10 protein-coding genes are annotated in these 13,872 nt (G+C 65.6%); 9 read left to right on the top strand and 1 reads right to left on the bottom strand.

Annotation, left to right across the window (positions count from 1 at the left end):
• Nucleotides 1-33: 33 nt before the first annotated feature.
• Genes AC10V3_RS28325 through AC10V3_RS28315 form a run of 3 tightly spaced genes read left to right on the top strand, consistent with a single transcriptional unit; the run spans nucleotide 34 to nucleotide 6,925 of the window.
• Nucleotides 34-3,351: an acetyl-CoA carboxylase family protein gene (locus AC10V3_RS28325; RefSeq protein ID WP_490923803.1), complete on the top strand. Its 3,318-nt coding sequence runs from the start codon at nucleotides 34-36 to the stop codon at nucleotides 3,349-3,351.
• A gap of 37 nt (nucleotides 3,352-3,388) precedes the next feature.
• The gene (locus AC10V3_RS28320) at nucleotides 3,389-5,860 is read left to right on the top strand and encodes a CaiB/BaiF CoA-transferase family protein (protein ID WP_490923801.1); all 2,472 of its coding nucleotides are present in this window, start codon (nucleotides 3,389-3,391) and stop codon (nucleotides 5,858-5,860) included.
• 45 nt (nucleotides 5,861-5,905) lie between these two features.
• On the top strand, nucleotides 5,906-6,925 hold the full coding sequence (locus AC10V3_RS28315; RefSeq protein WP_022538677.1) for a Bug family tripartite tricarboxylate transporter substrate binding protein: 1,020 nt from the start codon (nucleotides 5,906-5,908) through the stop codon (nucleotides 6,923-6,925).
• Between the two features lie 166 nt (nucleotides 6,926-7,091).
• Here the strand turns inward: AC10V3_RS28315 and AC10V3_RS28310 are convergent, their stop codons facing one another.
• Nucleotides 7,092-8,042 carry a LysR family transcriptional regulator gene (locus tag AC10V3_RS28310; protein WP_022538676.1) on the bottom strand — a complete coding sequence of 317 codons (951 nt, stop codon included), beginning with the start codon at nucleotides 8,040-8,042 and terminating at the stop codon, nucleotides 7,092-7,094.
• Between the two features lie 158 nt (nucleotides 8,043-8,200).
• On the opposite strand from AC10V3_RS28310, the gene AC10V3_RS28305 reads away from it, so the two are divergent.
• The 6 genes from AC10V3_RS28305 (at nucleotide 8,201) to AC10V3_RS28280 (ending at nucleotide 13,862) form a co-directional block, all read left to right on the top strand.
• Nucleotides 8,201-9,661, top strand: coding sequence for a form I ribulose bisphosphate carboxylase large subunit (locus tag AC10V3_RS28305; protein ID WP_490923799.1), 1,461 nt, complete (start codon nucleotides 8,201-8,203; stop codon nucleotides 9,659-9,661).
• A 47-nt stretch (nucleotides 9,662-9,708) separates the two neighbouring features.
• Entirely contained in the window at nucleotides 9,709-10,140 is a 432-nt protein-coding gene (locus AC10V3_RS28300; RefSeq protein WP_022538674.1) for a ribulose bisphosphate carboxylase small subunit, read from the top strand.
• Nucleotides 10,141-10,291: 151 nt separating this feature from the next.
• Nucleotides 10,292-11,224, top strand: a complete 933-nt coding sequence (gene cbbX, locus AC10V3_RS28295) for a CbbX protein (RefSeq protein ID WP_022538673.1) — start codon at nucleotides 10,292-10,294, stop codon at nucleotides 11,222-11,224.
• 3 nt (nucleotides 11,225-11,227) lie between these two features.
• Nucleotides 11,228-11,992: an HAD family hydrolase gene (locus tag AC10V3_RS28290; RefSeq protein WP_022538672.1), complete on the top strand. Its 765-nt coding sequence runs from the start codon at nucleotides 11,228-11,230 to the stop codon at nucleotides 11,990-11,992.
• A gap of 1 nt (nucleotide 11,993) precedes the next feature.
• The gene (gene rpe / locus AC10V3_RS28285; protein ID WP_490923797.1) at nucleotides 11,994-12,719 is read left to right on the top strand and encodes a ribulose-phosphate 3-epimerase; all 726 of its coding nucleotides are present in this window, start codon (nucleotides 11,994-11,996) and stop codon (nucleotides 12,717-12,719) included.
• Nucleotides 12,720-12,767: 48 nt separating this feature from the next.
• Nucleotides 12,768-13,862: a class 1 fructose-bisphosphatase gene (locus AC10V3_RS28280; protein ID WP_022538670.1), complete on the top strand. Its 1,095-nt coding sequence runs from the start codon at nucleotides 12,768-12,770 to the stop codon at nucleotides 13,860-13,862.
• The last annotated feature ends 10 nt before the right edge of the window (nucleotides 13,863-13,872 follow it).

Raw genomic sequence — 13,872 nt, 5'->3', positions numbered from 1 at the left:
GGCTCTGACTTAGAAAACCGAAGGAGACATGAATTGAAAAAACTGCTGATCGCCAATCGAGGGGAGATCGCGCTGCGCGTCCAACGCGCCGCACGCGACCTGGATATCCGCACGGTCGCGGTCTATTCGCAGGACGACGCCAGTTCGCGGCATCGCATGCTGGCTGACGAGGCGCTTGCTCTCGACGGGGCCGGGCCGCCGGCGTACATCGACATTGCGGGCATCATTGCCGCGGCAAAAACATCCGGTTGCGATGCAATCCACCCAGGCTATGGCTTCCTGAGCGAGCGTGCCGATTTTGCCCAGGCGTGCATTGACGCCGGCATCACGTTCGTCGGCCCCACCGTAGAGCACCTTGCCCTGTTCGGGGACAAGGGCAGTGCGCTGCAACTGGCGGCCGAGTGCGATGTCCCGACCATGCCGGCAACGCGGGGCGGGGCGTCTCTCGATGAAATCGCCAGCTTCTTCGATGCGCAAGGCGAAGCCGGCATCGTCATCAAGGCCGTTGGCGGTGGCGGCGGCCGCGGCATGCGCGTGGTCCGGCGACGCGAAGACCTGGCGGAAGCCTACGCGCGCTGCCGCTCCGAGGCGAGCTCCGCGTTTGGCATCGATGCCCTGTACGCCGAGCGGCTGGTCAGCCGGGCGCGCCACATTGAAGTGCAGATTGCCGGCGACGGGGCGCGAGTCATCGCGCTCGGCGAGCGGGACTGCACCTTGCAGCGCCGCTTCCAGAAGCTTGTGGAGATCGCTCCCAGCCCGGCACTCCGACCGGAGCTTCGCGAGCAGATCATCAAGGCCGCGCTGAAGCTGGCGCGCCGCGTCAACTACCTGAGCCTGGGAACCTTCGAGTTCCTGGTCGAGGAAACCGAGTCTGGTGCGCAGAAGAATTTTGTCTTCATTGAAGCCAATCCCCGCTTGCAGGTCGAGCACACCATCACGGAACAAGTCACCGGCGTCGATCTCGTGGCACTACAGATCGGGCTTGCCGCAGGGCAGACCCTGGGTGACCTTGGCCTCAACCACGCTTCGCCGCCGCAACCGAAGGGATACGCGATCCAGGTGCGTGTGAATGCGGAAACGACCGACGCGCAGGGCCTTGCACGCCCGGCCCAGGGGCGCCTGGAACGCTTCGACCCGCCTTCAGGTCCGGACGTTCGTGTCGACACGCACGGCTACACCGGGTATGAGCCGTCGCCCAACTTTGACACGCTGCTGGCAAAGCTGGTTGTCACCAGTGCGACGCCCAGGTTCGAGGGCGCCGTGCGGCGTCTGCAGCGCAGTCTTGCGGAATTCCGGATCGTTGGGGTACCGACCAACCTTGACCTGTTGCGGGCCCTCACGCAGCGCGCCGATTTCCTCAGCCAGGATGTCCACACACGGCACTTCGAAGCGATCTTGCCGGACCTGACTGCATCGGCAGAGGACATTGCAAGGGCCGAGCGTGTGCAAGAATCCCTGCTCGGCGCCGCGGCGCCAGCGGCCACTGTAAGCGCGCCGCGCCTGGCGGATGCCGAGGAGGCCGTGGGCGAAGGGGCCGTGGCGATCCGTGCGCCGTTGACCGGCCGCGTAGTCGAGATCTCGGTGAATGTGGGCGACATCGTCCAGCCGGGGAAGACGGTTGCGGTTCTCGACGCAATGAAGATGGAACACGCCGTGACGGCTGAATGCGGCGGCCGTGTCATCGACCTGCGGCTGGAGGCAGGCGCCCTGGCGCCGGAAGGCCAGATCCTGATGGTGTTGGAGCAGGTCGAGGCCAATGGCGAGTCAGCGGACGTCGCCCGGGACGTCGACCTTCATGCGATCCGTGCGGACCTCCAACGCGTGCTCGACCGGCATGCCTACCTGTATGACGAGGGGCGCTCCGATGCGGTAGCGAAGCGCCGTTCCCGCGGCCAGCGCACGGCGCGTGAGAACGTCGCGGACTTGTGCGATCCGGATACCTTCGTGGAGTACGGCGCACTTGCTGTTGCGGCGCAGGCCTCCCGCCGTACCCAGCAAGACCTGATTGCCAATACCCCGGCTGACGGACTGGTTACCGGCATTGGCGACATCAACGGAGAACTTGTCGGCAAGGACAAGGCGCGCAGCGCGGTGATGGCCTACGACGCCACGGTCCTGGCGGGAACGCAAGGCAAACGCAACCACATCAAGACCGACCGCATCGTGGATGTCGCGCTGCGTGACGAGCTCCCGCTGGTGCTCTTTGCCGAAGGCGGTGGCGGGCGACCCGGTGACGTGGATTTCCCCTCGGTGTCCGGCCTGTATCAACCGTCGTTTGCCGCATTTGCCGATCTGAATGGGCATGTCCCGGTCGTCGGCATCGTGTCGGGTCGCTGCTTTGCCGGCAATGCGGCCTTCCTGGGCTGCTGCGACGTGATCATTGCCGACAAGTCAGCGAATATCGGCATGGCAGGGCCAGCCATGATCGAGGGCGGGGGTCTTGGGATCTTCCGTCCGGAGGACGTCGGTCCGGCTTCGGTGCAATTTGCCAATGGCGTGGTCGATGTCCTCGTTGAGAACGAAGCGCAGGCGGTCCAGGTGGCGAAGCACTACCTGTCGATGTTCCAGGGTCGCGTGGCGCACTGGACCGCACCGGATCCCCTCGACTTGCGCCACGTCGTGCCCGAGAACCGGCTGCGCGTGTACGACTCCCGCAAAGCTATCGAGGGGATCGCCGACGTCGGCAGCGTGCTGATGCTGCGCGGTGGTTTCGGCGCAGGCATTCACACCGCTCTCGCCCGCGTGGAGGGGAAGCCGGTCGGGATCATGGCCAACAACCCGCATCATCTCGGGGGCGCCATCGATGCCGATGCTGCAGACAAGGCGGCGCGCTTCATGCAGCTGTGCGACGCGCACGGACTGCCGATCATCTCGCTGATCGACACCCCGGGGTTCATGGTCGGGCCGGAGGTTGAGGCTCGCGCGCAGGTGCGCCATGTGTCGCGCATGTTCCTCACGGCCGCCAAGCTGCGCGTTGCCTTGCTGGGCGTCACGCTGCGCAAGGGGTATGGCCTTGGCGCCATGGCCATGGCGGGAGGCGGCTTCCGCTCGGCAAATTTCGTCATTTCGTGGCCGACCGGAGAATTCGGTCCGATGGGTCTGGAGGGTGCCGTCACGCTGGGCTTCAAGAAGGAGCTGGAAGCGGTTCCCGACGGGCCGGAGCGGAAAGCGCTGTTCGACAAGCTGGTTGCCCACGCCTACGAGCGTGGCCACGCGATCAGCACGGCCGCCGCGGTGGAGATCGATGCCGTGATTGACCCTGCGCAGACGCGGACGTGGATCGTCCAGGGTATCGCATCAGCCGACGTCCGACGCCGCCGGGAGCGCCGTTCGTTTGTCGATGCGTGGTGAACCCTGGCCCTGGATAGTCCATATACAAGAGGTTCCTATGACGATGAATGGTCCTGACACGGCTCGACTGGCGCTGCGCGGCCTGCGCGTGCTGGAGGTCGGCACTGGCCCGGCACTTGCGTACGCGGGCAAGTTGTGCGCCGATTTCGGCGCCGAAGTCATCAAGGTGGAAAGTCCTGCGGGTGACGCCTGGCGGCAGATGCCGCCTATGGTCTGCGCTCCTGGGGCAGAGCAGCCTGAAAGCGCGCTCTTTGCATGGCTCAACACCAACAAACGCAGCGTCACGGTCGATGGCGACAGCCCGGAGGACAGGGCATGGCTGGCACAACTGGCGCGGACCTGCGATGTCGTGCTGGATGCGCGGGCGCTGGCAGCAGGTGCGGGCATTTCCGCCAAACCTGTCTGGTCCGGTAGTACCGGCGGCAAGCAGGAGCACGAGCCGATCGAGGTCGTACTTACCTGGTTCGGGGAGAGCGGACCCTACAGCCAGTATGCAGGCGCGGAAGCCGTGTGTCGGAGCCTCGCCGGTGCCGTGCATGGCAGTGGCCCGGTCGAGGGGCCGCCACACATGCCGCACGACGTGCAGACGGCAGTGGTATTCGGGCTGATTGCGTTTTCGGCGGCTGTTGCGGGCCTGATCGGCGCAACGGATGGCAGCCGTCGCTATGTGCTGAGTGCGCATGAGGCCAGCCTCAGCGTCGTCGAAATGGAAGCCGGCATGGTCCCGGACCAGCGTCATCCGCTTCGGCGTCTCGGCGTTAACCGGTTCTGTGGCACGCACCCAGCCGGGATCTACCGGACCTCGGCAGGGTGGATCGGCATCTTCACGCACACGCTGCCGCAGTGGAAGGCGCTGTGCGAAGCGATCGGGCAACCGGAGCTGGCTGACGACCCTCGCTTCGCCAACGGCCAGGAGCGCATGGCCCGTGCGGACGAGATCGACGCGCTGCTTGAACGCGCGTTCCTGTCGCGGTCGGCCCAGGAGTGGTTCGAGATCCTGGGCGCGAAGAAGCACCCGACTGTCATCGTTCCGACGATGGAAGAGTTGCTCGGGCAGGACGTTCATCGGCAGCGTAGCGCGTTTGTCCAGGTCGCTGCAGGCGGCGTGACCTTCGAAGGCCCTGTGGTACCGCTGCGCCTCGATGCGGCCGGTCCGTTGCTGGGGGGAACGGCACCGGCGAAGGGCGCGCATGATGTTCTCTACCGGGCATCGGGCCTGGCATACCGCCCCCGTCTGCAGCGCCAGCGAGCATCCACTGACCAGTTGCCGTTGCAAGGGATCCGCGTCATCGATCTGACGATGGGTTGGGCGGGACCGCTCGCTTCCCGGACCCTGGCCGATTTTGGCGCGGAAATCATCAAGGTCGAGAGTACCGGCTATCCCGACTGGTGGCGCGGCGCCAACTTCACGGAGGAGTTCTATCGGGACCGGCTGTACGAGAAGAACTCAAACTTCAACCTGATGAACCGCAACAAGCTGGGGATCACCCTGGACCTGACGCGCCCCGAAGGAAAGCAGTTGCTGCTGCAGCTGGTGCAAGGCGCGGATGCGGTGATCGAGAACTACTCCGCGGAAGTCCTGCCGAAGCTGGGCCTGGATTACGAGGCACTGCGGGCCGTGAACAAGCGGCTGGTGATGCTGTCGATGCCGGCATTCGGGCTGGGGAACGCGTGGAGCAACACGCGCGCCTACGGCGGCACGCTGGAGCAAGCCAGTGGGCTGCCGCTTCACACCGGACACCCGCAGGGGCCGCCGGCCATGACGTCGTACGCCTATGGCGATCCGATTGGCGGCTTGAATGCGGGGGCCGCGATGTTGTTGGCGCTATTCGAACAGCAGGCCACCGGCGCGGGCCGACATGTGAACCTGTCACAAGTGGAGGCCATGTTGCCGATGGCGGCGCCGTTCATCCTGGAGCAGTCTGTCCGCGGAACGGTCTCCCCTCGCCAGGGCAATCGTCATCCGATGCATGCCCCCCACGGGTGCTTCCGCTGCGCGGGCGAGGACGCGTGGATCGTCCTGACTGTTACCGACGCGCATTGGCCTGCGCTGTGTCGTGCGATCGGAAGGGAGGACCTCGCCGCGGATGCGCTGCTTGCGCGAGCATCGGGGCGCCGTGCGCATCAGGACAGGATCGACGCGGCGATCTCCGCCTGGTGCGTGGATCGGGGCGCGGAAGATGCGATGCGCCTGTTGCAACAGGCCGGCGTTCCCGCCGGCGTGGTGCGAACCATGGCGCAAGTCCTGCAGGATCCCCACCTGCGCGCGCGGGGATTCTGGCGCGAAGTCGAGCGCGCCCACATCGGCCGCTACACGGCCAGCACCGCCTGGTTTCGCACTGGCATCCACCCCATGCCGATCCGCAACGTCGCGCCGACCCTGGGCGAACACAACGAGGAAGTGCTGGCTCGCGTGCTGGGGCTGAACGCTGCGCAGATTGCCGACCTGGAGCAACGGGGGATCACCGGCAAGACGGCGAAGCCCAGGCAATCGAGCGAGGTGCCGTAGGCCAGCTTGTGTTTCGAATACGACTAACGACAATCAGGAGACGACATGAAGGAACTCAATTTTGCGACGCGCTGCGTTCAATCCGCGGGCAAATTCAGATTTGCTGTGGCACTAAGCGTCTTGCTTTGCGCAATCTCCGGTCCGGCCGCGGCCCAGGATGCAAACTGGCCAAGCAGGCCGGTCAGGATGATCGTTCCGTTCCCGGCGGGTTCATTCACCGACACCGTGGCACGCATTGTTTCAGACCATCTCAGCAAGTCCTTGGGCCAGCCGGTGATCGTGGAGAACAAGGCGGGCGCCAATGGACTGATCGGCGTGGCAGAGGCTGCCCGGGCGGCGCCGGATGGGTATACCTTGTTGCTGACGAACTCCAGCAGCATCACCATCAACCATCAGGTCTACAAGAAAAGCAACTACAAGCCGAAGGATTTCACGCCGGTCACGCTGGTTCTGGAGGCACCCTTCATTCTGGTAGCGAATCCTGAATGGTCCCAGAAGAACTCGGTAGGGTCGGTAACGGACCTGGTGCGTTTTTCCTCGCAATATCCTGGCAAAGTCAGCTATGGATCGGCAGGCCCAGGCAATATCGCGCATCTCAGCTTCGCCATGTTGAACAACAGGGCGAAGATCAAGACCACGCATATTCCGTACAAGTCGTCTGCGCAGGCGCAGCTGGCAGTGGTCAGTGGCGAGCTGGATGCGGCATTTGACACGTGGACCGCGCTGCCTCAAATCAAGGCAGGGAAGCTGAAGCCGCTCGCGATCAGTGCATCGAAGCGAATGACACAGTTACCCGAAGTGCCTACGCTGGAAGAGGTCGGGATCACGCCGTTCAACGTGACGTTCTGGATCGGCATGCTTGCTCCGGCCGGCACGCCGCCGCAGATCGTTCAACGACTCCATTCGATCACGCGTGGCGTGCTTGATGACGGCAAGGCACGAGCCGCGTTGAGCCTGCAGGGCGAGGTCGTCATGGTTGACCCTGCGAACTTTGCCAGGCGCATTGAGAAGGAGGATTCCAGTTGGGCAGCTGTGATCCAGCGCGAAGGCATCACGCTGGATTGAACCATGCTTGCACAAGCCTGTTGGCCGGCCGTCGCGAACGAATATTCCGGAACCAGAATTTCGTGACGGCCGGTCGGGGACAACGTCAACTCTCAGCGGCAAGCCATTGGCACAAGCGCACTCAATGCGGCTGATTGCTTCCGAACACTGACCAATTCACTTGGCCTCAGGCCACACGCCGCCCGGGCAGCAGCCCGGCATATTCCTTCCCCAGGAACTCCGCGGTGTGCTCGAGCAGGTAGGCGCGGCAGCTCTCGCCGGCGGGAGACAGCCGTTTGCTTGCCATATGCGCCACATGCCAGACGCGCTCGATCGGCGTGCCGGTCACGTCCAGCAGCGCGATCTCGCCGGTGCGCAGTTCCAGCGACAGGGTGTGCAGCGACAACAGGCTGATGCCCATTCCCGCCATCACAGCCTGCTTGATGGTCTCGTTGCTGCCCAGCGTGATCACCTTGGCCGGCGCGAACAAGTGGTCCCTGAACATGAACTCCGCCACCGTACGGGTACCCGAGCCCGGCTCGCGCAGCAGGAAGGTCTCGTGACGGAGTTCCTGGAGGTCGAATCCCTTCTCGCCGTGCAGGGGGTGCCGCGTCGAGGCCACCAGCACGTACGGATGCGCGGCGATGGGCTCCGACACGGCGTCCAGCTCGCGCGGCGGACGGCCCATCAGCGCGAGGTCGATCGCATTGTCCTGCAGCAGCTGCAGCAGCGTTTCACGATTGCCTTCGGCGATGCGCAGGTCCACGCCCGGGTGCAGCGCGGTGAAGCCGGCGAGCAGCTTGGGCGCGAAGTACTTGGCTGTGCTGATCAGCCCGATCGTGATCGAACCCTGTTCGACGTCCTTGACTGCCTGCAGTCCTTCCTCCGCGTCTCTCACCTCGCCGAGGATCCGCGAGGCATGGTGCAGGAAGCGATCGCCGGGCTCGGTCAGCGTGAGCTGCCCCCTGACCCGTTCGAACAGCGCCAGGCCCACCACGGATTCGAGCTGCTTGACCTGCATCGAGACCGCCGGCTGGGTCAGGTGCAACTCCTCGGCCGCGCGCACGAAGCTGCCGTGCCTGGCCACCGTGACGAAGATCTGCAACTGGCGAAGGGTAAGGGCGCGCAGGAAGGACATGGGCAGTGGGGGCGGGTTTTAGTTGATGTGCGGCTTGGTGCGCACTTAAGGGATTGCTTATACAGGGGCTAAGAATATCTGAATTTACCTTATGTGGGTCGGCGGATATCTTTCCAACAACGCAGCCACGCCGTCAATCCACGCAAGGGAGACCAGCAATGAACGCACCTGAGACGATCCAAGCCAAGCCGCGCAAGCGCTACGACGCCGGCGTCATGAAGTACAAGGAAATGGGGTATTGGGATGGCGATTACGAGCCCAAGGACACCGACCTGCTGGCGCTGTTCCGCATCACGCCGCAGGACGGCGTGGACCCGGTCGAGGCCGCCGCCGCGGTGGCCGGCGAATCCTCCACCGCCACCTGGACGGTGGTGTGGACCGACCGCCTGACCGCCTGCGACATGTACCGCGCCAAGGCCTACCGGGTCGATCCGGTGCCCAACAACCCCGAGCAGTTCTTCTGCTACGTGGCCTATGACCTGTCTTTGTTCGAGGAAGGCTCGATCGCCAACCTGACCGCGTCGATCATCGGCAACGTCTTCAGCTTCAAGCCGATCAAGGCCGCTCGCCTGGAAGACATGCGCTTCCCGGTCGCCTACGTGAAGACCTTCGCCGGCCCGTCGACCGGCATCATCGTCGAGCGCGAACGGCTGGACAAGTTCGGCCGCCCGCTGCTGGGCGCCACCACCAAGCCCAAGCTCGGGCTGTCGGGGCGCAACTATGGCCGCGTGGTGTATGAGGGGCTGAAGGGTGGGCTGGACTTCATGAAGGACGACGAGAACATCAACTCGCAGCCTTTCATGCACTGGCGCGACCGCTTCCTGTTCGTGATGGATGCGGTCAACAAGGCCTCGGCCGCCACCGGCGAGGTCAAGGGCAGCTACCTCAACGTGACCGCCGGCACCATGGAGGAGATGTACCGGCGCGCCGAGTTCGCCAAGTCGCTGGGCTCGGTCATCATCATGGTCGACCTGATCGTCGGCTGGACCTGCATCCAGTCCATGAGCAACTGGTGCCGCAAGAACGACATGATCCTGCACCTGCACCGCGCGGGCCATGGCACCTACACCCGGCAGAAGAACCACGGCGTGTCCTTCCGCGTGATCGCCAAATGGCTGCGGCTGGCAGGCGTGGACCACATGCATACCGGCACCGCGGTGGGCAAGCTTGAAGGCGACCCGCTTACCGTGCAGGGCTACTACAACGTCTGCCGCGATGCCTACACGCAGACCGACCTGACGCGCGGGCTGTTCTTCGACCAGGACTGGGCTTCGCTGCGCAAGGTGATGCCGGTGGCCTCCGGCGGCATCCACGCCGGCCAGATGCACCAGCTGATCAGCCTCTTTGGCGACGACGTGGTGCTGCAGTTCGGCGGCGGCACCATCGGCCACCCGCAGGGCATCCAGGCCGGCGCCACCGCCAACCGCGTCGCGCTGGAAGCGATGGTGCTGGCGCGCAACGAAGGGCGCGACATCCTCAACGAAGGGCCGGAAATCCTGCGCGACGCCGCGCGCTGGTGCGGGCCGCTGCGGGCGGCGCTCGATACCTGGGGCGACATCACCTTCAACTACACGCCGACCGACACCTCGGACTTCGTGCCGACCGCGTCGGTGGCCTGAACCTGATACGACGCAACCACAGCGACCCCAAAGAACGAGAGGACATCATGCGCATTACTCAAGGCACTTTCTCCTTCCTGCCCGACCTCACCGACGCGCAGATCACCAGCCAGCTCGAATATTGCCTGGGCAAGGGCTGGGCGGTCGGCATCGAATACACCGACGACCCGCATCCGCGCAATACCTACTGGGAGATGTTCGGCCTGCCGATGTTCGACCTGCGCGATGCCGCCGGCATCCTGCTGGAGATCAACAACGCCCGCAGCACCTTCCCCAACCACTACATCCGCGTCACGGCCTTCGATTCGACCCATACGGTGGAGTCGGTGGTGATGTCCTTCATCGTCAATCGTCCCGCCGACGAGCCCGGCTTCCGCCTGGTGCGGCAGGAGGAGCCCGGCCGCACGATGCGCTACTCGATCGAGAGCTACGCCGTGCAGGCGAGGCCGGAAGGTAGTCGCTACCGCGGCATCGACTGAGCCGCTGCGCAGCGCTGCCACGGCGCTGCTGCCGGCAATTTTCCTGAATGTGCCATCCCACGGCTGCGCCGCCTGACGGCCGCGCACCGGGGGAAAGCTGCGCCCCGAATTCATCGAACCGATTGACCGATTGATCTTCACGGAGCCTGCCATGTCCGCACCCGAAACGACCGCACCGCTGCAGCGGCCTGCTGCCCTGGCCGGATCGCTGGCCGAATCGCTGGCCAGCTCGGGCATCACCGAGCTGCTGGCCCAGCTCGACCGCGAGCTGATCGGGCTGAAGCCGGTGAAAGCGCGCATTCGCGATATCGCCGCATTGCTGCTGGTGGACAAGCTGCGCGCCGCACGCGGCTTCAGCGCGGGCGCGCCCAGCCTGCATATGTGCTTCACCGGCAATCCCGGCACCGGCAAGACCACCGTGGCCATGCGCATGGCGCAGATCCTGCACCAGCTCGGCTACGTGCGGCGCGGCCACCTCGTGGCCGTGACCCGCGACGACCTGGTCGGCCAGTACATCGGCCATACCGCGCCCAAGACCAAGGAGATCCTGAAGAAGGCCATGGGCGGGGTGCTCTTCATCGACGAGGCTTACTACCTCTACCGCCCGGAGAACGAACGCGACTATGGCCAGGAGGCCATCGAGATCCTGCTGCAGGTGATGGAGAACAACCGCGAAGACCTGGTGGTGATCCTGGCCGGCTACAAGGACCGCATGGACCGCTTCTTCGAATCGAACCCGGGCATGTCCTCGCGCGTCGCCCACCATATCGACTTCCCCGACTACCAGCTCGACGAGCTGCGCCAGATCGCGGATCTTATGCTGGACGAGATGCAGTACCGCTTCGACGAGCAGAGCCGCGCCGTCTTTGCCGACTACCTGGCCCGGCGCATGGCGCAACCGCATTTCGCCAATGCCCGCAGCGTGCGCAATGCGCTCGACCGCGCGCGGCTGCGCCATGCCTCGCGCCTGCTGGACGATGCCGGCGCGGTCGCCGACGACCAGACCCTGACCACCATCACGGCCGCCGATCTGCTTGCCAGCCGCGTGTTCGCACCGGCCGCGCAAACCTTGGCGAGGGAGTAAGCCATGCAAGCCCTGATCTTCGATGTAGACGGCACGCTTGCCGATACCGAGACCGCCCACCTCCAGGCCTTCAATGCCGCCTTTGCCGAAGTCGGCCTCGACTGGTGCTGGGATGAGGCGCTCTACACGCGCCTGCTCAAGGTGGCCGGCGGCAAGGAGCGCCTGATGCACTACTGGCGCATGGTCGATCCGGAAGAAGCCCGCGGTTGCAAGGTCAAGGAAACGATCGACGCCGTGCATGCCATCAAGACCCGCCACTATGCCGAGCGCGTCAGCAGCGGCCGGCTGCCGCTGCGGCCGGGCATCGCCCGCCTGATCGAGGAGGCTGGCCGCGCCGGCATGCCGCTCGCCATCGCGACCACCACCACGCCGGCCAACCTCGATGCGCTGCTGCAGGCGCCGTTGGGTGCCGGCTGGCGCGAGCGTTTCGCCGCCATCGGCGATGCCGGCACCACCGCTGTCAAGAAGCCGGCCCCGGATGTGTACCTGGCCGTGCTGGACCGGCTTGGCCTGGAGGCCGGCGATTGCCTGGCCATCGAGGATTCGGAGAACGGGCTGCGCGCCGCGCAGGCGGCCGGCATCCCCACCGTGGTCACGCCCACCGCCTACACCGCGCAGGACCGTTTCGACGGCGCGCTGCTGGTGCTGCCGCACCTGGGTGACCCCGAGCGGCCGATTCCGCAGCACCTGCCGGGCGCGGACCAACGCTGGGCCGACCTGGCCGCGCTGCGCCGCTGGCATCGCGGCACCCTGTTCGAGGCAGCCTGATATGCACGCCACCGACCACCACACCGACCACGGCAGCCAGCGCGCCATCCGCCTGGCGCCCTCCATCCTGTCAGCCGACTTCGCGCGGCTGGGCGAGGAGGTGCGCGCAATCGAGGCAGCCGGCGCCGACGTCGTGCACTTCGACGTGATGGACAACCACTACGTGCCCAACCTGACCATCGGCCCGCTGGTGTGCGAGGCGATCCGGCCGCACGTTTCGATCCCCATCGACGTGCACCTGATGGTGGAGCCCGTGGATGCACTGATCCCGCTGTTCGCCAAGGCGGGCGCAGGGATCATCAGCTTCCATCCGGAGGCCAGCCGGCATGTGGACCGCACCATCGGCCTGATTCGCGACCACGGCTGCAAGGCCGGCCTGGTGCTGAACCCGGCCACGCCGCTGAGCTGGCTGGACCACACGCTGGGCCAGCTCGACCTGGTGCTGCTGATGAGCGTCAACCCGGGCTTCGGCGGCCAGGCGTTCATCCCCGGCGTGCTGAACAAACTGCGCCAGGTACGGGCGCGCATCGACCGGCAGCTGGAGGCCGGCGGGCGGCCAGTCTGGCTGGAGATCGACGGCGGCGTCAAGGCCGACAACATTGCCGGGATCGCCCGCGCGGGTGCCGACACCTTCGTCGCCGGCAGCGCCGTGTTTGGCGCGCCGGATGCCGACGGCGGCTACCGGGGCATCCTGCGCCGCCTGCGCGAGGCTGCCACGTACATGTAGCCCCCAGCGCCACACAAAAACACACAGCAAACCATGAGGAGACCTGTCATGCCCGAAGTCCAGAGGATGACCCTGACGCAGTTCCTGATCGAAGAGCGCCGCCGCTATCCGGACGCCAGCGGCGGCTTCAACGGCCTGATCCTCAACGTTGCCATGGCCTGCAAGGAGATTGCGCGCGCGGTCGCATTCGGCGCGCTGGGCGGCCTGCACGGCCGCGCCGGTAGCGAGGATGGCAATGGCACCGCTGTCAACGTGCAGGGCGAGATCCAGCAGAAGCTCGACGTGCTGAGCAACGAGGCCTTCCTGCGCGTCAACGAGTGGGGCGGCCACCTGGCCGGCATGGCCTCGGAGGAAATGGCCGAGCCGTACCAGATTCCCGAGTGCTACCCTCGCGGCAAGTACCTGCTGGTGTTCGATCCGCTCGACGGCTCGTCGAACATCGACGTCAATGTCTCGGTGGGCAGCATCTTCTCGGTGCTGCGCGCACCCGAAGGCGCCACCGCCGTCACCGAGCAAGACTTCCTGCAGCCCGGCACGGCCCAGGTGGCGGGCGGCTACGCGCTCTACGGGCCTACCACCATGCTGGTGCTGTCCGTGGGCAACGGGGTCAACGGCTTCACTCTCGATCCCAACCTGGGGGAATTCTTTCTCACCCATCCCAACCTGCGCGTGCCGGTCGATACCCAGGAATTTGCCATCAACGCCTCGAACAGCCGCTTCTGGGAAGCGCCAATCCAGCGCTACATCTCCGAGTGCATGGCCGGGAAGAGCGGGCCACGCGGCAAGGACTTCAACATGCGCTGGATCGCCTCGATGGTGGCCGAGGCGCACCGCATCCTGATGCGTGGCGGCGTCTTCATGTACCCGCGCGACAGCAAGGACCCGGCCAAACCCGGCCGCCTGCGGCTGCTGTACGAGGCCAACCCGGTCGCCTTCCTGATGGAGCAGGCCGGCGGGCGCGCCAGCACCGGCCGGCAGCCGCTGATGTCGGTGGCGCCGGGCGCGCTGCACCAGCGCATCGGCGTGATCTTCGGCTCGCGCAATGAAGTGGAACGGATCGAGCGCTACCACACCGACCAGTCCGATCCCGACCTTCCCAATCCCCTGTTCAACGAGCGCAGCCTGTTCCGCGCATCTGCCTGAGGTGCATGGC

The organism is Cupriavidus sp. PB-02, assembly GCF_058252315.1.
This window is presented reverse-complemented; position numbering and strand designations above follow the sequence as displayed.